This is a genomic window from Paenibacillus sp. 2TAF8, assembly GCF_052114825.1.
GTDB lineage: Bacteria > Bacillota > Bacilli > Paenibacillales > Paenibacillaceae > Paenibacillus.
This window is the reverse complement of sequence record NZ_JBFRFN010000023.1, coordinates 73,929-93,694: the sequence shown is the minus strand read 5'-3', so window position 1 is coordinate 93,694 and position 19,766 is coordinate 73,929. Positions and strand designations below refer to the sequence as shown.

Genomic DNA, 19,766 nt, shown 5'->3' with positions numbered 1-19,766 from the left:
TGGCGGAGGGGTTCCACACGTACCCATCCCGAACACGACCGTTAAGCCCTCTAGCGCCGATGGTACTTGGACCGCAGGGTCCTGGGAGAGTAGGACGCCGCCAAGCAAAGAACCACTGCCGATGTAATTCGGTGGTGGTTTTTATTTTTATATTTACGAGTTAAACGAATATAAATGATGTAGCAGCCCAATAAATTGGGCTGCTTTTTTGTGGGTCATTCCTCTTGTTAAAAAAATAGTACGCACTTATCAAATAAAATTAGTACCAAGTACTAAGACTTAGTGCTATAATAGTAAAAAATCAAACGAGGTGATCTCAGCTATGAATCATCAATCTAAATCAACAATAACAGCCATGGGTACGTATGTACCGGATCGAATACTAAGCAATGCAGATTTGGAAAAATTGGTCGACACAAGCGATGAGTGGATTGTACAACGAACAGGGATGAGGGAACGCCGGATTGCCGCTCAGCATGAATTTGTATCGGATCTGGCCACAAAAGCTGTGGAGGATATGATACGTCGTTATGAGGTGAATATCACCGATGTGGATATGATTCTTTTTGCAACAAGTACGCCTGAGTATACATTCCCAAGTTCCGCTTCACGAGTACAGTCAAACTTGGGTATTCCACATACTGGAGTGCTTGATCTGAACGCGGCTTGTGCTGGCTTCACATACGGTATGCAACTGGCAGATAGTCTCGTAACCAGTGGGATGTATCGAAAGGTGCTTGTCATCGGAGCTGAGACGTTATCTAAAATAACGGATTATACAGACCGTACAACATGTGTGTTGTTTGGAGATGGAGCGGGTGCTTTTTTGGTAGAAGGTGCTTCCGGTCAGGGTGATTTTATGTCTATCGTTTCCGGGACACAAGGAGAAGGTGGCATGCATTTATACAAAAGCGGACTTTCTACAGAAATGAATGGCCAACCATTGAATGCCGAGGGACATCTGGTACAGAACGGTAGAGAGGTCTATAAGTGGGCTGTCCGCATGGTTCCGGAGCAATTAACGGAGCTTATTACCAAAGCTGAGATGTCACCTGAGCAGATCGATTGGTTTGTTCCGCATAGTGCCAACATGCGCATGATTGAAGCGATGTGTGAGCGAGGCCCTATTCCGCTAGAACGTACGTTAACAAGTGTGGAATATCGGGGGAATACCTCAGCGGCCTCTATTCCTCTGGCTTTGCAGATTGCGGTAGATGAAGGAAAGATACAACACGGGCAGAACGTTGCGCTATTTGGTTTTGGTGGTGGACTAACGTATTCAGGTCTAATTGTTCGATGGGGTGTACCGGATAAGGAGTAAATGTTCAAAGGTGTTATGATGAAATGCACCTCAGACACCAACTAATAAAGGAGGTAGAGTCAAGTAATCTGAGCTCTACCTCCTTTATTAATCTTCAATATTAAAATCGATCCAAATACCTGATACATCAGATACAAATCTAGTTTTTCAAAAAAACGATCCTGTAACGTTCCTCTGATCTACTGTCTTACGTAAAATAGGTATATACTCCGCATGATCTGCACCATCAAAAGCTATGATTATAAATGTGAATCGAGTACGTTTAAACATTTATAAGGGGAAATTATACTTTCAACATTTACAATGACTTTCAGAAGTATGAGTGTTTGTGCCGATATACCCAAAACGTTAAGGGGCTAATTCTGGTGCTTGGCGATGATGAGTACCTTGTTCGTAGCTGTAAGCCAGCTTGATCAGCGTGCCTTCGTCAAAGGCGCGGCCCAGGAATTCCATGCCTACAGGCAAGCCATCCGTTGTGAAACCAGCCGGTACGGTAATAGACGGGAAGCCGGAGAATGGGCTTAGACGATTGTTGGCACCAGAGGTTTGTCCTTTACCGATCACGCCAGCAGCTTGTGTTGATGTTGGATAGATGATTGCATCCAGGTGGTTATCCGCCATCACTTTTAGTAAGGAATCACGAGTGACTTGGGTACGTTTCAGGACAATATCTTTATACTCCGATGTTTCCAACGTATCACGCGCGTCGCGGGCTTTCATGGCTTGATCTTGGGTCTTATCAAACTGACCGGATGCGATGATCTCGGACAAGCTATGATAGGGGGCTTTGTCGCCCAGAGAATCCAGATAGTTATTCAATTGGAATTTGAATTCATAGCCGCTGAGGCTAGGATATTTATTGATCTCGGCAAAGTTCGGAATGGAGATTGGTACCGCAGTTGCGCCTAGGGATTTGAGTTCTTCAACAGCCGCGTTGATAACGTCAGCAACTGCTTGTTCCTCCGCTTTGGTGCTTGGGATGAGTTCAGGAGCTACACCGATCCGAGCACCTTTTAGTCCGTTTACATCCAGGAAGTCTGTGTAACTGGGAGGAATTTTTCCTACCGCGTAAGCAGTAGCAATATCCTTTTTGTCATAGCCAACGGTAGCATCCAGCATAATCGCCGCATCACTTACGGTACGAGCCATCGGTCCGCCAACATCTTGCGTCAGTGCGAGCGGAATGATGCCTTCACGACTGGACAGTCCGATGGTTGGGCGAATGCCTACAAGGCTGTTAAAGCTCGACGGTATGCGGATGGAGCCGCCCGTATCGGTACCCATACCTGCTGCAGCAAAGTTCGCAGCAATAGCCGCACCTGTTCCACCGCTGGATCCACCTGGATAATGATCTAGGGCATACGGATTCAACGTTTGTCCGCCAAGAGAGCTGGAAGTTGTGATGCCAAAAGCAAACTCATGCAGGTTGGTTTTGCCCAAAATAATGGCTCCCGCCGCTTTCAGTTTCTTTACTTGTTCTGCATCATGCGCCGGAATGGAGTCCTTCAGGCAGATACAGCCAGCCGTGGTTGGCATGTCTTTGGTATCAAAGTTATCCTTCACCAGAATGGGAATACCATGAAGCGGGCCGCGAGAGCCCTTAGCTGCGCGCTCTTCATCGAGTTGTTCTGCAATTTTAAGCGCATCCGGGTTCAAATTGAGTACAGCATTGATACTAACACCTTGGTCATCATATTTGGCGATACGATCGAGATATTGCAGCACCAGCTCTTTGGATGTCAGTTTACCTTGCTCCATAGCGGTCTGCATATCCATAATGGTGGCTTCTTCGAGCACAAATGGTTTTATGTAGGTATAAATACGATCTTTCAAAATAGCAACGTCGCTCGCTGTCAGTACAGCGTTCGGTAGGAAAAGGGAGTCCGTATAGCCTTTCATCAGCCCGGCGGCATTCAGCGCACCGACGGCACTGGCATACTCGAACTGCTTCGGCACATCCTTGAAGGATGCAGGAGCATTGTCCAACTTGAGCCATTGCTGCAAGGCAAGTGCAGCATCTTTGCGTGATATTGTCGCACCGGAGAGCTTGTCCATGGTAAAAGGTACACCTGCAAGAGTAGCGGCTTCTTCCATGGCCTGAACGAAGGTTGCGGCACTAACCGGCGCTTTCCCTGCAAGGGCGGCGGCGGTCGAGGTTTGGCTTGAAGGAGTTGCTGCGGCGGCGAAAGCCGAAGGTACAGCAGTTCCTCCCCACGTTGCGGCAACTACGGTTCCCGCGAGTAATAAGGCCCCGCCTTTTTTCAATACAGATCCATGATAAGTCATGCATCCACGCTCCCTTACTATGTCTTAAATGATGTGTTTGTTAGCATTCTGTTGTATATGCTTTTGCACATTTTATATTCATGTAAGGTAATCTTACAAACTTAGTATTTATTCAAAAAAACGCATACATATTGGTTTTGTGTGAATATATCTCACATTTTCTCTTTGATTCTTGGAAGTGTAGAGCAAATTTTTTTGTTGTGGATTTTAAAATATCGACATTACCTTACATGAACATGACGTATTCTTATTAAGTGATAAGTTGAATGTATTTGCAAAAAAAGGGGGCCGTTGAAACCCTCATCAAATATACACTTGCGAAAAACATGATCCCGGTTGAGATGATATAATGTAAAGATGGAAAGATAGACAGACAAATCGTTGTCTCAGATCATTAGCGTTTCGAAAGAAAGGAAGAGATACGAAGTGAAGACATTAGTACTCGCAGAGAAGCCCTCTGTAGCTCGGGAGATTGCCCGGGTGATGGGAGCACGTGATAAACATAAAAGTTACATGGAAGGTCCGAAGTATATTGTAACGTGGGCCCTTGGGCATTTGGTGGGGCTCGCTGAACCGGAGGATTATGACAAAAAATATGCTACTTGGGATCTGGAGGATCTGCCGATTTTGCCAGAGCGGACCAAGCTGAAGGTGCTCCGGGAGACTAACCACCAGTACAAAGCGGTGCAGCAACTAATGAAACGTCAAGATGTAGGCGAGCTTATTGTTGCAACCGATGCAGCACGTGAAGGAGAACTGCTGGCAAGATGGATTATGCAGATGGCACAGTGGAAAAAGCCTTTTAAACGATTGTGGATTTCATCTCAGACCGATAAAGCGATCAAGGACGGATTTGCTTCACTGAAGCCGGGCAGTCAGTTTGACCGCCTCTATGAATCTGCACGCTGTCGTGCAGAAGCGGACTGGATGATTGGCCTTAATGTGACACGTGCGTTAACCGTACGGTTCAATGCCCAATTATCCGCAGGGCGTGTACAGACCCCAACTCTGGGCATGATCATGGATCGTGAAAATGAAATTAACGGCTTCCGCTCGGAGGAATACGAAACGTTAACCGCGGACTTTGGAGATTTTCAGGCGGTATGGCGTGCATCTGGCGGGGATTCAAGAGTGTTCGACAAACAGGATATGCAACAATTGAAAGCGCGAGTAGAAGGACGTAAAGGTTCGATTGCCCAAGTGAAAAAAAGTGAAAAAGTCGAGCCGCATCCACTGGCCTATGACCTTACAGAACTTCAACGGGATGCGAACCGTAAACACGGTTTTTCCGCCAAACAGACCTCTAACGTATTACAGCGCCTATACGAGCAGCATAAGCTGGTTACCTATCCGCGGACAGATAGCCGTTATCTGACTTCCGATATGACGGGAACGTTAAAAGAGCGACTCGAGAGTGTAGCCGTAGGTCCTTATGCGTCACTGGCACGCCCTTTACTGCGCAAAAATCTGAATGTCACGAAACGGATCGTGGATGATAGCAAGGTCACAGATCACCATGCCATTATTCCAACCGAGCAGACGGTATTGCTGAATCAGCTGAGCCCGGAGGAACGTAAGCTCTATGATTTGATTGTTCGCCGTTTTATCAGTCTGTTCTATCCAGCAGCGAGGTATGATTCAGTAGCTGTTACGGTACAGGTAGGTAAGGATTCCTTCCATGTGAAAGGCACAACGGTCAAAGATAGTGGCTGGCGTGAAGTATACGGCGGGGATTACACGGATGATGAAGATGAGCGTTCGGATGATGCAGGTGACCATGAGCGTGCCTTGTTGCCAGACTTGCAACAGGGGCAGTCGGTGACACTGCAGCGCTGCCTCATCAAGAGTGGACGTACGATGCCGCCGAAGAGGTATACGGAAGCAGCATTGCTCTCCCAGATGGAAAAGCATGGACTGGGCACACCTGCGACACGTGCAGATATCATTGAGAAACTGGTCAGTTCGGATACGATTGATCGACAAGGCAACAGCCTGCATCCAACCGGCAAAGGCAAACAACTGATCGAGCTCGCTGCACCGCAGCTGCGTACACCGGAACTGACGGCTCGCTGGGAGGCTGAACTGGAGCGGATTGCACGTGGTCAGGGTAAACCGGGCCCGTTCTTGGATGGCATTCGTTCTATGGCAAAGGAGCTTGTATCCACTGTAAAAAGCAGCAAAGCCGAGTACAAGCCGCATAATGTAACCAACAGCCACTGTCCGGACTGTAATGCCAAATTGCTGGAGAAGAAAGGGAAACGCGGCAAGTTCCTTGTATGTCCTACGGAGGACTGTGGTTATCGCCGCTCCAATGAGAAGCGCTTGTCGAACCGTCGCTGTGCACAGTGTCACAAAAAAATGGAGATCAAGGAAGGCAAAGCTGGACTATATGTTCAGTGTCTGCCATGCGGAATTACCGAAACATTGGACAAGGACAAGCAGCATGTAAACAAACGTGAGCAGCAGAAGCTGGTGAAGCAATATGCGAAGCAGGAATCCATCGGTTCCAACTTGGGAGACTTGCTGAAGGCAGCCATGGAGAAGCAAGGGAAATAAGATTACAGCATGTATATTGTAAACTGTGAATTTCAAATTTTCGCATATACATGCGTCTCCTGTTAGTGGGCGAAAAGTTACAGTTACGTATAAAGTGCTGCATTCTTTGTAGCAGTCTGTGCTCGTGCTTGTTTTTTAAGAAGGCTTGACGACAAAGCGATTATGATACTCCCTAGGTGTGAAACCTGTATGCTTTCGAAATACCTTAATGAAATAACTCTGATCGTGAAAGTTTAGCAACGTATAAATCTCACTTAGTCGATAGTCTGAGAAAACGATAAGATTTTTAGCCTCTTCAATCCGTTGCCTTTGGATAAAAATGCGAAGCGCCTCTCCAGTCTCTTCCTTGAATTTGCGGGAAAGATAGGAGGGGCTTATTTGCAGTTGCTTGGACAATACGGACAGACTTAAATCATCGTATAAGTGATTGAATATATATTCCTGACATAACCGAATGTCTTTGGAAAAATGAGCCCGATGGACGTTGGCTACACGTTCGGTAAAATCACCAAGAATCTTATGCAGAATCGGGTGAATCGAATCAATCCTGGACAGCTTTTCAATTTGTTGGATATAAGTGTCGCTAAGCGTAAGAGCCGACTCCGAATACAATCCACCATCAATGGCAGCACGAGTTCCCAGTGTAATGGCTGCGATGATCAGATTTTTTTTGCTACGTAAACTGTCATGTTTGGATAAGGTACCGTAGACGCCATTCAGATCCATATGCTGTTTCAGGTACAACAGCATTTTAGGCTTGTCTCCTAGACGTACCTGATTAAACACCTGTTTCTCTGAAAGATAGGATTTGTGAAACAAGCTTCGTTCCCTCTGTTCCAGAAGAGACAGTTCGAGTATACCGTCCGTATAGCTTTTTGCTGTTGTTTGGTTGTCCTCCAGCACTTGATCCCGATCCAGAACTTCATGATGTATAAGGTAATGAGCCATAATCGCCCCACTTAGCAACGGATGCAGATCATCTGGTTCAGAGAAGGTTGTTTGGTAGAGATGTTGATCCCGTACAGCAAACGGACTGCTCTCCAGATACTGATGTGCGTTGGGCCAAAGAACGAGCAAACCTTGTCCTTCACTAGTGGAGACGGGGAGTAGGATCATTTTATCGGCTTGCTTAAGGTTCTGTTCATGGTGATGGTAATAGACAATCTGAATTTTTCGCTGTACAGGGATGGAAAGAAGCTGACTCAACAGCTCTTGGTTTAAAGCAGAATGAATGCTGGAACCTCGAATAAGGTAGAACACAGGAATGCGAGTAGCATCATATAGCGTTTGTACGAGCCATTGAAGCTTGTCTCCAGTTATCGTTGACATGGAGGATTCCATCTCCTTAATTCCATCTCCTTAATGATCATAATTAAATACCAATAATCACAAATAAGTACCATAAATATAAATGGGAACGCTTTATATTTCAATAAAGAGGTTGATTTGATCACTTATGTATAGAGCAGGAGGCAGACAAAATGTATCTGGTTATTGATATTGGTGGAACGTTTATCAAGTACGGTGTAATGAGCGAAAGTGGGGAACTGTTATCCAAAGGGAAACGTGGCATTGGGCGAAGCGGCCTTCAGGAACTAAGGGATGGACTCTACGCCATCGTAGATGCACAAGACATATCACAGATTCAGGGTATTGCTCTAAGCTGTCCAGGAACAATCGATGTGGAAACAGGAATGGTGTACCACGGCGGTTCTTTTCCATTTTTGCATGAGGTCAATTTAGCAAAACTTCTTGAAGACAGATATGCGATTCATGTATCCATTGAAAATGATGGGAAGTGTGCAGCGCTTGCTGAACTATGGCTCGGTAGTGTCAAGGATACCAAGCATTCCGTCGTTATGGTGCTGGGTAGCGGCATCGCGGGAGGAATCATCATGGATGGTAAGTTGCAGCGTGGCAAAAACTTGTCAGCTGGAGAGGTTAGTTATGTGATGAGCCGGATTGATCCGGTAACGAAGGAAGCGGCCTATTTTGGCTTGGAGAGCTCGGCTGTAGAGATGGTCAGACAGATTGGTGAGTTAAAAGGACTGGACAACCCTGCCGATGGTGAGGCAGTATTTGAATTTATTAATCAGCAAGATGCGGAGGCATGCGGTGTTTTTGACACCTTTTGCACACAGATTGCGGTTCAGATTATGAATCTGCAATACATTCTTGATCCTGAAGTGTTTGCCATTGGAGGAGGCATCAGTGCACAGCCTGTTGTGCTGGAGCGAATCAACTGGGCCATTGCTGAACTGAAGCGAATTAACCCTTTGCATAAGGCTAGCCCACAGATCACAGCCTGTACGTTTGGAAATGATGCTAACCTGTACGGAGCGTTATATCATTTTCTAAACAGCCGACGTAACAACTAGACACACATCTGAAAGCCTAAAATACAGGTGCCTCCTTCGTATAAGATGCTTCGTTTTCAGGCAACGTAAGCGGAGGAGGTGAGCCTGAGATGCCGCATAACAAACCGGAGAAACGCAATAATCAGCAGAACAAGGACAGTATTCGGGAAGAGAATATTGCAGTGAGCCCAGAGAAAGCAGCCAAACGGGTACCAAGTCTAAACGGTATTCCAAAACAGGAATCGTAGATTCAGCGTATATGTAAAAATAGTGCGGTTCTCCTCCCGCGTTGATCATCTGCCTGCCTTGGGATTATAATGGAGGTAGGGAGATGTCCCGGGACAGGGGGACCGCTAAACGCATATGCAGACAGGACTTATCGTATGGTTTATATTTATTAATGTTGTCGCATATCTAGTCATGTCTGATGACAAGAGACGTGCACAGCAGCGGCGAGATCGCACGCCTGAGCGAACGTTATTTTTGCTAGCTTTTATCGGTGGTGCACTAGGCGTCTGGATTGCGATGTATCGGAAAAGACATAAAACGAAACATTCCAGCTTTACGATTGGCATTCCATTGCTCGTATTTCTGAATGCAGTAATGTATGGTTACTTTTTTCAGTAATTGGATAGGGATGAATGAATTCGTTATGTAAAATGTTTCTTATCAAGTGGTTCATCTTAACCTGTGAAGGTTTAAGAAGTTACATGGTTCAGGCTCTGTAAGGGATTTAGATGTCAGACCGAGGCTTGCTTCGGGTTCTACATATATAAGGAAGGGACGGGATTTACATGTTATTTTCCAAAATCTTAGTAGCTTATGATGGGTCAAAAGCTTCAAATAAAGCACTCGATCGTGCAATCGAGTTTGCCAAGGCATCGCCGGGGGCTGTGCTCGATGTCATTCATGCATTTGATTTTCCGCGCGTATTTATTGGGGAAGGTCTGGCACCGCTGCCGCCTTCACTCAACAATGATTACTACAATCTGGCTGTGCAAACGACGGATGAAGCTAAAGAACGGATTCAAGCTGCGGGTGTAACAGCCAACGTGGATCTGATTCAAGGGGCTGCTGCTGAAGTGTTGCTGGACTATGCCAAAGAAAACGGCTCGGATATCATTATCATTGGTTCCCGCGGATTAGGCGGAATCCGTGAATTCGTGCTGGGCAGTGTCAGCCACAATGTAGTACAGCATGCGCAAATTCCTGTATTGATCGTGAAATGATTTTGAAATAAGAGGGAGGGTGTACTTGAACTCCTTTCCCGTGTGAACAAGCCGGCTGTCTTCGAGAAATTGAAGAGGGGTCGGCTTTCTTTTTTTTTGAAGCAACATGACAGGCCATTTCAAGAAAATTTGGGAGTTTGTTGAATAGTACTGTACTCATTCCCGAACATTAGATTTGTCAATATGTTAAATGTTCGTCTTTAAGTTGACATACGCTGTAGGGGATTGTTAGAATGTTAGATGTGTCGATCAGGTTAAAATAAGGTCGAGTAGGAACGAAAGTTGTATGATTGTGGAACATGGTAAACGAAGATATAGTGAATAGATATTTGCTCGTATAACGCCGGGAATAGGGCCCGGAAGTATCTACCCGGAAACCGTAAATTTCCGGACTACGAGGAGATACGGCTGAGAGTCGCATGTTTGAATGCGGACAGCAAGCCCCTTTTGGCATGCCCAAATGAGGGATACGTATTTCTTGTAGTCCGGTGTCCGGAGAAAATGTGATATTTTCGCGGGTAGCGGACTTTTTCGTTTTTTAAAATGCTCAGATGGGAGTGGGATGTATTCATGTCAGTGCAAGTTGCTGTAATTATGGGCAGTAAGTCAGATTGGGAAACGATGAAACATGCGTGCGAGGTGCTGGACGAGCTGGAAATTGGGTATGAAAAAAAGGTCGTCTCTGCACATCGTACACCGGATTTGATGTTTGAATATGCAGAACAGGCGATTGACCGCGGATTCAAGGTTATTATCGCAGGTGCAGGCGGAGCAGCACATCTTCCAGGTATGGTGGCAGCCAAAACGATGCTTCCCGTCATCGGTGTTCCGGTTCAATCCAAAGCATTGAACGGTCTCGATTCCTTGCTGTCCATTGTGCAGATGCCTGGCGGTATCCCGGTAGCAACGGTTGCGATTGGCAAAGCGGGTGCGACCAATGCAGGCTTGCTCGCCGCACAGATCATTGGTGCATTTGACCCAGAGGTGCAGCGCAGCTCCGAAGCCCGCAGAGAACGGATTAAACAAGCAGTACTGGAAAGCAGTGATGAGCTATGAGTAACGAGGCAACTAGACAGGATATAGGAACAGGGCAAGAACAGCCTGTTTTATTACCTGGACATACAACAATCGGTATTCTTGGCGGCGGACAGCTTGGACGGATGATGACACTGGCCGGAACGGCGATGGGGTATCGATTCGTGACTCTTGATCCAACACCAGATTCGCCTTGTGGTCAGATTGCGAAGCAGATTGAAGCTGGATACGATGATGTACAGGCAGCAAGAGAACTTGCAAGGCAATGCGATGTCATTACGTATGAGTTCGAAAATGTGGATGCAGAGGTGGCAGCATTACTTGAGCGTGAGTCCTCTGTACCGCAAGGCAGCACTCTTTTATATACAACACAGCATCGCCTGCGTGAGAAACGTGCGATTGAGGCGGCTGGTGTAAGGGTTGCTCCATACCGCGAGATAACGAGTCTGGATACGATGAGAGCTGCGGTGAGTGAACTCGGTGTTCCATGTGTACTGAAAACAGTGACTGGTGGATATGACGGCAAAGGTCAACGAGTGATTCGCGCAGTGGCGGATGCCGAAAAGGCGTACGAAGAGCTTGCATCGACAGGAGCGGAGCTGGTGCTGGAGCAATTCATCAAGTTTGAGTGCGAGATTTCGGTTATTGTTGCCCGCAGCACGAGTGGAGAGATCAAAACGTTCCCGCCTGCGGAGAACATTCATGTGAACAACATTTTGCATGCGTCGATCGTACCTGCGCGGGTGGCTACGAACATTCAGCTTGAAGCACAGAAGCTGGCAGCGGCGGTTGCTGAATCGATGGAAGCTGTAGGACTGCTGGCGGTGGAATTGTTCGTAGCTGCTGACGGAAGATTGTATGTGAACGAGCTGGCTCCAAGACCGCATAATTCCGGACACTACACAATGGAAGCTTGCGCTACATCACAGTTTGAGCAGCATATTCGTGCCATCTGCGGATTGCCGCTAGGGGATACAACGTTGTTAAGTCCCGTCGTTATGGTCAATGTGCTTGGTGAGCATCTGGAAGGAATCATCGCAAGAACAGGACAACCTGATGAAGAGGCGATGGAACTGGGTGTTATCCCTAAGCTTCATATATATGGCAAGAGCGAAGCGAAGACAGGACGTAAAATGGGGCATGTGAATCTGCTCTGTCAGGATGTCCAAGAAGGATTGCAATGGATTGAACAAACTAATCTATGGAGGCATACAAATTCATGATTGAACGTTATAGCAGACCCGAAATGAGAGCCATCTGGACGGAAGAGAATAAATTCCAATCGTGGCTGGAAGTTGAAATTTGCGCATGCGAGGCATGGGCTGAGCTTGGAGTTATTCCGAAGGAAGAAGCAGCTTTGCTCCGCCAGAACGCTTCTTTTGATATTGATCGTATCTATGAGATTGAAAAGGAAACACGTCATGACGTTATTGCGTTCACACGTACAGTATCCGAGAGCCTGGGTGCAGAGCGGAAATGGGTTCACTACGGCCTGACTTCCACGGACGTGGTAGATACGGCACTGGGATATGTACTGCGTCAAGCAAACGAAATTTTGGAAAAAGACATCATTAATTTCATTGAAATTTTGCGTGAAAAAGCACTGACTTACCAGCATACGCCAATGATGGGACGTACACATGGTGTACATGCGGAGCCAACAACTTTCGGATTAAAAATGGCGTTGTGGCATGAAGAGATGAAGCGTAACCTGGAGCGTTTCCGCCATGCAGCGGATGGCGTACAGTTCGGTAAAATCTCCGGTGCGGTAGGAACCTATGCGAACATCGATCCATTTGTTGAAGAGTTTGTCTGTGAGAAGCTGGGTACGAAACCTGCGCCAATATCTACGCAAACATTGCAACGTGACCGCCACGCCGAGTACATGGCTACGCTGGCACTGATCGCAACTTCTCTGGACAAGTTCGCTACAGAAGTACGTGCACTGCAGAAGAGTGAGTTCCGTGAAGTGGAAGAAGCGTTTGCCAAAGGTCAAAAAGGATCTTCCGCAATGCCGCACAAGCGCAACCCGATTGGCAGTGAAAACATCTCTGGTCTGTCCCGCGTCATCCGCGGACACATGGTATCTGCATACGAGAACGTAACATTGTGGCATGAGCGTGACATCTCGCACTCTTCCGTCGAACGTGTCATTCTGCCGGATGCAACGATGTTGCTGAACTACATGTTGAACCGTTTCGGTAACATTGTGAAGAACCTGACTGTGTTCCCAGAAAACATGAAACGCAACATGGAACGTACCTTCGGCGTACCATTCTCCGGTCGTGTTATGACGAAACTGATCGACAAAGGCTTCAGCCGCGAGCAAGCGTACGATACCGTTCAACCGCGTGCAATGCAAGCATGGGAAGAACAACGTCAATTCCAGGATATCGTGAAATCTACACCGGAAATTACGGCTGTGCTGAACGAAGAGGAAATTGCAGATGCATTTAACCCGTCCTGGCACCTGAAACACGTAGATACAATTTTCAAAAAACTTGGCTTGAACGACTAATATATATCCCAACAAGGCTAGAGAAAGGAATGGTGGGCTAGCAGGGAACGCAGAGGACAGATATACCCCCACTAAAAGTATAGGTTGATTATGTGTTCACGCTGGAACGGAGAAGGCAGAAAAAACCTGAAGAAGCGAAGCTACAAGCTTTCTGAAAGAAAGCTGCATCGGAAGCATAGGCTACGCCTTTATCACCGAATTTTCCCCTTATACAATTGGATCAGAAAAATTTGGGGATAACAGCGATCGGAAGGTTCTTCTGCATTCGGAGTGGCCCCGCGTGATGAGGGGAATTGGACGTATATTTTACATCTCCTGAAAGAAGGTGACCCCATGGCACTGTCCACGGCGGCAGATCTTGTTAAAGCACCTCTGTTATACAAAGGAAAAGTACGTGAGTTGTATGATCTGGGTGAGCATTTCCTTATTGTGGTAACAGATCGGATCTCGGCATTTGATTATGTGCTGGACCCGGCGGTTCCTGAGAAAGGAAATGTACTCAATCAACTCAGCAGCTTCTGGTTTGAACTGACAGGTAGCATGATGGAAAACCACGTGGTTCATACCGATGTGAATCAGCTGGGCGATCTGGTCACAGAACCTGAATTGCTCAAAAACCGCATCATGGTTACACGCAAAGCAGAGCGTATCGATATCGAATGTGTAGTACGTGGATACATCACGGGTGGCGGCTGGAGACAGTACGAGACAACCGGAGAGGTGAATGGAATCAAACTGCCAGAAGGTCTGCGCAAGAACGCCAAGCTTGAAGTCCCAATCTTCACACCGGCCGCCAAAAATGATGTTGGTCATGACGAGGACATTCCGATGGAGCGTATGAAAGAACTTGTCGGAGACGCCCTTGCTATCGAGCTTCAAGAGAAAAGCCTGCGCCTGTATGAGTTCGCTCGTGATTACTGCGATCAGCGCGGCATCATCCTGGCAGACTGCAAATTCGAGTTTGGCATCGTGGACGGCAAGGTGATCCTGATTGATGAAATCTTCACCCCGGATGCTTCCCGCTTCTGGGCAAAAGAAAACTATGCACTCGACATCGAGATCGACAGCATGGATAAAGAACCTGTTCGTACCTATCTTGCAGGCACCGATTGGGACAAGAACAGCAAGCCCGATCCACTTCCACAAGAGGTTGTAGAAGCGACAACGGCAAGATACGTCGATATTTATAAACGTTTAACGAAATAATAAGTGTAAGAGACGTTTGAGCGCGGGCTACGGGAAAGTTTGAGTAAGAGACGTTTGAGCGCGGGCTACGGGAAAGTTTGGCTTTCGATCGCTGTTGCCCCCGGAATGTTTGGATTCGTAACCTTTTTTCAAAAGGACACATTCCGGTTGCAAAGGCGAACGCTCCGCTTCTCCAGCTCAAATCTTTCCCTCCGCCAGTGTTCAAACTGGTGGATGAGGTAATTAAGGCAGGCTTCACTAGGTATGAAGCCTGTAAAGATACGAACTGAAAGACTGAAAATCAATGTTACTCGAATTACTTGAAGACCTGTCAACGCACGCGATTGCTACGGTTAGGTTTAAGTTTTACAATTGCCAACCTTGCAACGTAAAGGGTATAGGCCTTTAAAAAATATTGCCGYAGGATCAAGCGGAGCGGTGGAATGGTTCACGAAGGAGCGGAGCGTCCGCCTTTGTTCCCGGGTTTTGACCGCWGCGCGGGCCAAAACGAATCAGAAAAACCGGGGAACAACCAGCGGCCGGAGGAAYCAKCCACACCRAAGCRATCACCCCAAGGCCAAGCATTCACTTTTTTAACAGCATAAAGCATTTATCCCGTTCATTACTGAGGAGGAACATACAGATCATGATCAAAGCAACCGTATATGTCACTATTAAACAAAGCGTACTCGACCCGCAAGGCGTAGCTGTTCAAGGAGCCCTGCATTCCATGGGATTCAACGAAGTGGAAAGTGTACGGATCGGTAAAGTCATGGAACTGAATCTGGATACAACAGATCGTGTGGAAGCGGAAAAACGATTGAAAGTGATGTGTGAGAAGTTGCTCGCCAACACCGTTGTTGAAGATTACCGCTACGAATTGGAGGGTTAATCTCATGAAATTTGCAGTTCTTGTGTTCCCTGGCTCCAACTGCGACATCGACTGTTACAAGGCGGTAGAAGATGCGATTGGACAAGAAGTTGATTATGTATGGCATACAGCGACGGATCTGTCTGCATATGATTGTATTCTGGTTCCTGGTGGTTTCTCGTACGGAGACTACCTGCGTTGCGGAGCAATTTCCCGTTTCGCACCGGTAATGAACGAAGTGGCTAAAGCTGCAGAGCAAGGCAAGTATGTACTGGGCATCTGTAACGGATTCCAGATCCTGACGGAAGCAGGTCTGCTCCCGGGAGCATTGATCCGCAACACGTCCCTGAAATTCCGTTGTCATGACACGGTACTAAAAGTGGCTAACGCAGACACACCATTCACCCGTGACTACGAACCGGGCGAAGAGATTGTCATTCCGATCGCTCATGGTGAAGGAAACTATTACTGTGACGAAGAAACACTGGCAAGTTTGCAAGCGAACAATCAGATTGTTTTCACATATGGCAATAACCCGAATGGTTCCCTGGGTGATATCGCAGGGGTTTGCAACGAGGCGGGTAACGTCGTCGGCATGATGCCGCATCCAGAGCGTGCAGTGGATTCACTGTTTGGCTCGGAAGACGGCAAACGGATGTTCACATCAATTTTGAAAGCATGGAGGGATCGGCATGACGCAGCAGCTATCCGCTAAGGAGCCAACAGCAGAACAGGTCGCAGAACATAAACTTTACGCACAGATGGGCGTGTCTGACAGCGAGTATGAGCTGATCTGTGAGTTCATGGGCCGCAAGCCAAACTACACGGAAATCGGTGTATTCAGCGTCATGTGGTCTGAGCACTGCGCATACAAAAACTCCAAGCCACTCTTGCGTCGTTTCCCGACAAGTGGTCCGCGTGTCCTGATGGGACCGGGTGAAGGTGCCGGAATCGTGGATATCGGAGACAACCAGGCCGTTGTTTTCAAAATTGAAAGCCATAACCATCCTTCCGCGGTAGAACCTTATCAAGGGGCGGCAACAGGTGTGGGCGGCATTATCCGTGATATTTTCTCCATGGGTGCAAGACCCGTAGCGCTGCTCAACTCCCTTCGTTTCGGTAAGCTGGAGAGCGATCGCGTAAAATATCTGTTCGAGCATGTTGTAGCAGGTATTGCGGGATACGGTAACTGTATCGGGATTCCGACCGTTGCAGGTGAAGTGATGTTTGATGAGAGTTACGAAGGCAATCCGCTCGTTAATGCAATGTGCGTGGGTCTGATTGATCATGACAAAATCCAGCGCGGTGTAGCCAAAGGTGTAGGTAACCCGGTGTATTATGTGGGCCCACCAACGGGTCGTGACGGTATCCACGGTGCAACGTTTGCTTCCGTTGAGCTGACCGAAGAATCCGAGTCCCAGCGTACTGCCGTTCAGGTCGGTGACCCGTTCATGGAGAAGCTGGTTATGGAGTCCTGTCTGGAATTGATCGACACGGGCATCGTGCTCGGTATTCAAGATATGGGTGCGGCTGGTCTGACATGCTCCAGTGCGGAGATGGCAAGTAAAGCAGGTAACGGTCTGGAGTTGTATCTGGATCAGGTGCCACAGCGTGAAGAAGGCATGACGCCGTACGAGATGATGTTGTCTGAGTCTCAGGAGCGGATGCTGTTTGTCGTTGAGCCGAAGGATGAGGCGCAGGCGATGGAAATCTTTGAGCGTTGGGGTGTTATCTGTGCCAAAGTTGGTAAAGTTACAGACGATGGTCGTCTGAAACTGATTCACCACGGTGAAGTTGTTGGTGATATGCCGGTAACCGCTTTGGTTGACGAGTGTCCTGTATATGACAAGCCGTCTTCTGTACCCGCTTATTATGAAGCGAGTGCTTCCATCGACACGCTTCGTTATGACGAGGTGTCGGATCTCGGCGGTGCATTGAAACAAGTGCTTGCTTCCCCGACGGTGGCGAGCAAAAAATGGGTGTATGATCAATACGACTACATGGTGCGTACAAGCACAGCCGTTCGTCCAGGTTCGGATGCAGCAGTGGTGACGATTCGTGGCACGCGCAAAGGTCTTGCGATGACGACGGACTGTAACGGTCGCTACGTTTACCTTGATCCTGAGGTGGGTGGACGTATTGCGGTGAGTGAGGCAGCGCGTAATATCGTATGTTCCGGTGCGGAGCCGCTGGCAATCACGGACAACTTGAACTTCGGTAACCCGGAGAAACCGGATATTTTCTGGCAGATGGAAAAAGCTGTGGACGGTATGGCAGAAGCTTGCCGCGTGCTGGATACACCGGTCATCGGTGGTAACGTGAGTTTGTACAATGAAAACGCCAAAGGCTCCATCTATCCAACGCCAGTCGTCGGTATGGTAGGTCTCGTTCATGATACGGATCATATCACGACACAGGCATTCAAATCCGAAGGTGATGTCATCATCCTCCTCGGTGAAACCAAAGCAGAACTCGGCGGCAGCGAGCTGCAATACGCCGTACACGGCGTGACCGAAGGCCGTCCGCCGGAGCTTGACCTGAACACGGAGAAGGCATTGCTCAGCACCGTGCTGGAAGCTATCCAATCCGGACTTGTTCGCTCCGCGCATGACTTGTCCGAAGGTGGTCTGGCCGTTGCACTGGCAGAGTCCTGCATTAGCGGTAACGTAGGCGCACAAGTGAATGTAGAGACTGCTCTGCGTGCGGACCATGCTCTGTTCAGCGAGAGCCAATCCCGTATTCTGCTGTCGGCTTCGCCGKAGCAAGCGGGCAAGCTGGAAGCTTTTGTACGTGAACGCGGAGTGCCAGCAGCTGTGATTGGACGTGTTGAAGGAAGCAACCTGACGATTGAATTGAACGGAACATCAGCCGTGAACGAACCTGTAGGAGGTTTGGCTAAGGTCTGGGAGGATGCGATTCCATGTCTCATGAACTGATGACGGAACCGTTGTGGACAGGTGATTATTATAACGAAGGGTCCGGCAAAGAAGGACTCGACAAATTAAAGGAAGAATGCGGCGTATTCGGGGTGTATCGTCACCCTGATGCGGCTTCCCTTTCCTACTACGGTCTGCATGCACTGCAGCATCGCGGGGAAGAAAGTGCAGGTATGTGTGTAAGCGACGGCACACAATTTAACTATCATCGTGGCATGGGCTTGGTGAAAGAGGTCTTCACCAAAGACCTGATGCAGACACTTACAGGTGATATTTCGATTGGTCATGTACGTTATTCCACGAGTGGAGATAGCAAGCTGACAAATGCACAGCCGCTCGTATTCAAATATCGCGATGGCGATCTGGCCGTTGCAACGAACGGTAACATTGTAAATGCACCAACGATCCGGCGTGAGCTAGAACAGAGCGGTTCTATTTTCCAGACGACAAGCGACACTGAAGTTATTGCTCACTTGATTGCAAGATCTTCTAAAGGGCTGGTAGAGGCGGCAAAAGACGCATTCCAGCGTATTGTCGGTGGTTATGCCTTTCTGATCATGACCAATGATAAGCTGTTGGTTGCTTCTGACCCGCATGGACTTCGTCCTCTGACGATGGGTAAGCTTGGGGACGCGTACCTGTTTGCTTCTGAAACTTGTGCACTTGAAACCATCGGGGCTGAGCTGATCCGTGATATTGAGCCAGGGGAACTGCTTGTGCTGGATGCAGACGGATTGCATGAAGATCGTTTTGATAATCATAAACACCGCAAGGCACTCTGTGCGATGGAATATATATATTTTGCTCGTCCTGATAGTGATATGAATGGTGCAAATCAGCATGCTGCTCGTAAACGCATGGGGAGCCGGATGGCCATTGAGGCGTTTGTGGATGCGGACTTGGTTACGGGGGTACCAGATTCCAGCATCTCGGCGGCGATTGGATACGCTGAACAGACAGGTATTCCATATGAGATGGGCATGATCAAAAATAAATACACCGGACGTACATTTATCCAGCCAAGCCAGGAACTGCGTGAGCAGGGCGTGAAGATGAAGCTCAGCGCCGTGCGCCGTGTCGTGGAAGGTAAACGTGTAGTGATGATCGATGACTCGATCGTACGTGGGACAACATCCCGCCGGATTGTAAATATGCTGCGTGACGCAGGGGCAACGGAAGTGCATGTGCGGATTACTTCACCGCCGTTCAAGAACCCGTGCTTCTACGGTATTGATACACCAGACAGCCGCGAGCTTATCGCATCTGCTCTGTCCGTGGAAGAGATTTGCCGTGAGATCAATGCAGATTCTCTGGCGTTCCTCAGCCCGGATGGACTTATTTCATCCATTCAAGGTGATAATCAGGACGACTACAAGGGCGGGCTGTGTCTCGCATGTTTTGATAATGATTATCCGACTCGCCTCGACTTCGACGGCGAGGAGAAATTTGGCTGTAGCTGTTAGGAGGTCAGA

At 48.0% G+C, this 19,766-nt stretch carries 16 protein-coding genes, 1 rRNA gene and 1 riboswitch; of the genes, 15 read left to right on the top strand and 2 right to left on the bottom strand.

Going from position 1 to position 19,766, the window contains the following annotated elements:
- Together rrf and AB4Z30_RS25025 are read left to right on the top strand one after the other, a co-directional pair.
- Positions 1-106: ribosomal RNA gene (gene rrf, locus AB4Z30_RS25030) — 5S ribosomal RNA — on the top strand; the annotation flags it as partial.
- A gap of 216 nt (positions 107-322) precedes the next feature.
- Positions 323-1,321: a ketoacyl-ACP synthase III gene (locus AB4Z30_RS25025; protein ID WP_441930138.1), complete on the top strand. Its 999-nt coding sequence runs from the start codon at positions 323-325 to the stop codon at positions 1,319-1,321.
- A 348-nt stretch (positions 1,322-1,669) separates the two neighbouring features.
- Here AB4Z30_RS25025 and AB4Z30_RS25020 read toward each other — a convergent pair whose 3' ends face one another.
- Positions 1,670-3,607, bottom strand: coding sequence for an amidase family protein (locus AB4Z30_RS25020; protein ID WP_441930137.1), 1,938 nt, complete (start codon positions 3,605-3,607; stop codon positions 1,670-1,672).
- A 426-nt stretch (positions 3,608-4,033) separates the two neighbouring features.
- On the opposite strand from AB4Z30_RS25020, the gene AB4Z30_RS25015 reads away from it, so the two are divergent.
- Positions 4,034-6,163: a DNA topoisomerase III gene (locus AB4Z30_RS25015; protein WP_441930136.1), complete on the top strand. Its 2,130-nt coding sequence runs from the start codon at positions 4,034-4,036 to the stop codon at positions 6,161-6,163.
- 135 nt (positions 6,164-6,298) lie between these two features.
- Here the strand turns inward: AB4Z30_RS25015 and AB4Z30_RS25010 are convergent, their stop codons facing one another.
- Positions 6,299-7,492, bottom strand: coding sequence for a helix-turn-helix transcriptional regulator (locus tag AB4Z30_RS25010; RefSeq protein WP_441930135.1), 1,194 nt, complete (start codon positions 7,490-7,492; stop codon positions 6,299-6,301).
- Between the two features lie 152 nt (positions 7,493-7,644).
- On the opposite strand from AB4Z30_RS25010, the gene AB4Z30_RS25005 reads away from it, so the two are divergent.
- The 12 genes from AB4Z30_RS25005 to purF all read left to right on the top strand — a co-directional run bounded on the left by AB4Z30_RS25005 (position 7,645) and on the right by purF (position 19,757).
- Entirely contained in the window at positions 7,645-8,541 is an 897-nt protein-coding gene (locus AB4Z30_RS25005; RefSeq protein ID WP_441930134.1) for an ROK family protein, read from the top strand.
- A gap of 89 nt (positions 8,542-8,630) precedes the next feature.
- Positions 8,631-8,768, top strand: coding sequence for a hypothetical protein (locus AB4Z30_RS25000; protein WP_441930133.1), 138 nt, complete (start codon positions 8,631-8,633; stop codon positions 8,766-8,768).
- Between the two features lie 115 nt (positions 8,769-8,883).
- Complete coding sequence (locus AB4Z30_RS24995; RefSeq protein WP_441930132.1) at positions 8,884-9,147, top strand: DUF1294 domain-containing protein; 264 nt, start codon at positions 8,884-8,886, stop codon at positions 9,145-9,147.
- A gap of 167 nt (positions 9,148-9,314) precedes the next feature.
- The gene (locus AB4Z30_RS24990) at positions 9,315-9,749 is read left to right on the top strand and encodes a universal stress protein (protein ID WP_090923374.1); all 435 of its coding nucleotides are present in this window, start codon (positions 9,315-9,317) and stop codon (positions 9,747-9,749) included.
- Positions 9,750-10,062: 313 nt separating this feature from the next.
- Positions 10,063-10,164, top strand: a riboswitch (purine riboswitch).
- A 155-nt stretch (positions 10,165-10,319) separates the two neighbouring features.
- Positions 10,320-10,805 carry a 5-(carboxyamino)imidazole ribonucleotide mutase gene (gene purE, locus AB4Z30_RS24985; RefSeq protein WP_441930131.1) on the top strand — a complete coding sequence of 162 codons (486 nt, stop codon included), beginning with the start codon at positions 10,320-10,322 and terminating at the stop codon, positions 10,803-10,805.
- Positions 10,802-12,007, top strand: a complete 1,206-nt coding sequence (gene purK / locus AB4Z30_RS24980) for a 5-(carboxyamino)imidazole ribonucleotide synthase (RefSeq protein ID WP_441930130.1) — start codon at positions 10,802-10,804, stop codon at positions 12,005-12,007. Before purE ends, purK begins: the two co-directional genes overlap by 4 nt.
- A complete protein-coding gene (gene purB, locus AB4Z30_RS24975) occupies positions 12,004-13,302 on the top strand; it encodes an adenylosuccinate lyase (RefSeq protein WP_145335839.1) in 1,299 nt (432 codons plus the stop codon). The genes purK and purB overlap by 4 nt, the downstream gene beginning before the upstream one ends.
- A gap of 333 nt (positions 13,303-13,635) precedes the next feature.
- The gene (locus AB4Z30_RS24970) at positions 13,636-14,508 is read left to right on the top strand and encodes a phosphoribosylaminoimidazolesuccinocarboxamide synthase (protein ID WP_154892153.1); all 873 of its coding nucleotides are present in this window, start codon (positions 13,636-13,638) and stop codon (positions 14,506-14,508) included.
- Positions 14,509-15,133: 625 nt separating this feature from the next.
- A complete protein-coding gene (purS, locus tag AB4Z30_RS24965) occupies positions 15,134-15,379 on the top strand; it encodes a phosphoribosylformylglycinamidine synthase subunit PurS (protein ID WP_090923368.1) in 246 nt (81 codons plus the stop codon).
- Positions 15,380-15,383: 4 nt separating this feature from the next.
- Positions 15,384-16,073, top strand: a complete 690-nt coding sequence (purQ, locus tag AB4Z30_RS24960; RefSeq protein ID WP_441930129.1) for a phosphoribosylformylglycinamidine synthase subunit PurQ — start codon at positions 15,384-15,386, stop codon at positions 16,071-16,073.
- The gene (gene purL / locus AB4Z30_RS24955) at positions 16,051-18,294 is read left to right on the top strand and encodes a phosphoribosylformylglycinamidine synthase subunit PurL (protein ID WP_441930128.1); all 2,244 of its coding nucleotides are present in this window, start codon (positions 16,051-16,053) and stop codon (positions 18,292-18,294) included. The genes purQ and purL overlap by 23 nt, the downstream gene beginning before the upstream one ends.
- Positions 18,279-19,757: an amidophosphoribosyltransferase gene (gene purF / locus AB4Z30_RS24950; RefSeq protein ID WP_441930127.1), complete on the top strand. Its 1,479-nt coding sequence runs from the start codon at positions 18,279-18,281 to the stop codon at positions 19,755-19,757. The genes purL and purF overlap by 16 nt, the downstream gene beginning before the upstream one ends.
- Positions 19,758-19,766 lie beyond the last annotated feature (9 nt).

Excerpts from the sequence above, each read along its gene's own strand:
- purQ (WP_441930129.1), top strand. The coding sequence starts at position 15,384 with ATGAAATTTGCAGTTCTTGTGTTCCCTGGCTCCAACTGCGACATCGAC.
- purB (WP_145335839.1), top strand. The coding sequence starts at position 12,004 with ATGATTGAACGTTATAGCAGACCCGAAATGAGAGCCATCTGGACGGAA.
- AB4Z30_RS24990 (WP_090923374.1), top strand. The coding sequence starts at position 9,315 with ATGTTATTTTCCAAAATCTTAGTAGCTTATGATGGGTCAAAAGCTTCA.
- purK (WP_441930130.1), top strand. The coding sequence starts at position 10,802 with ATGAGTAACGAGGCAACTAGACAGGATATAGGAACAGGGCAAGAACAG.
- purF (WP_441930127.1), top strand. The coding sequence starts at position 18,279 with ATGTCTCATGAACTGATGACGGAACCGTTGTGGACAGGTGATTATTAT.
- AB4Z30_RS25020 (WP_441930137.1), bottom strand. The coding sequence starts at position 3,607 with ATGACTTATCATGGATCTGTATTGAAAAAAGGCGGGGCCTTATTACTC.
- AB4Z30_RS25010 (WP_441930135.1), bottom strand. The coding sequence starts at position 7,492 with ATGTCAACGATAACTGGAGACAAGCTTCAATGGCTCGTACAAACGCTA.
- purS (WP_090923368.1), top strand. The coding sequence starts at position 15,134 with ATGATCAAAGCAACCGTATATGTCACTATTAAACAAAGCGTACTCGAC.
- purE (WP_441930131.1), top strand. The coding sequence starts at position 10,320 with ATGTCAGTGCAAGTTGCTGTAATTATGGGCAGTAAGTCAGATTGGGAA.
- AB4Z30_RS24970 (WP_154892153.1), top strand. The coding sequence starts at position 13,636 with ATGGCACTGTCCACGGCGGCAGATCTTGTTAAAGCACCTCTGTTATAC.
- AB4Z30_RS25000 (WP_441930133.1), top strand. The coding sequence starts at position 8,631 with ATGCCGCATAACAAACCGGAGAAACGCAATAATCAGCAGAACAAGGAC.
- AB4Z30_RS25005 (WP_441930134.1), top strand. The coding sequence starts at position 7,645 with ATGTATCTGGTTATTGATATTGGTGGAACGTTTATCAAGTACGGTGTA.
- AB4Z30_RS24995 (WP_441930132.1), top strand. The coding sequence starts at position 8,884 with ATGCAGACAGGACTTATCGTATGGTTTATATTTATTAATGTTGTCGCA.
- AB4Z30_RS25025 (WP_441930138.1), top strand. The coding sequence starts at position 323 with ATGAATCATCAATCTAAATCAACAATAACAGCCATGGGTACGTATGTA.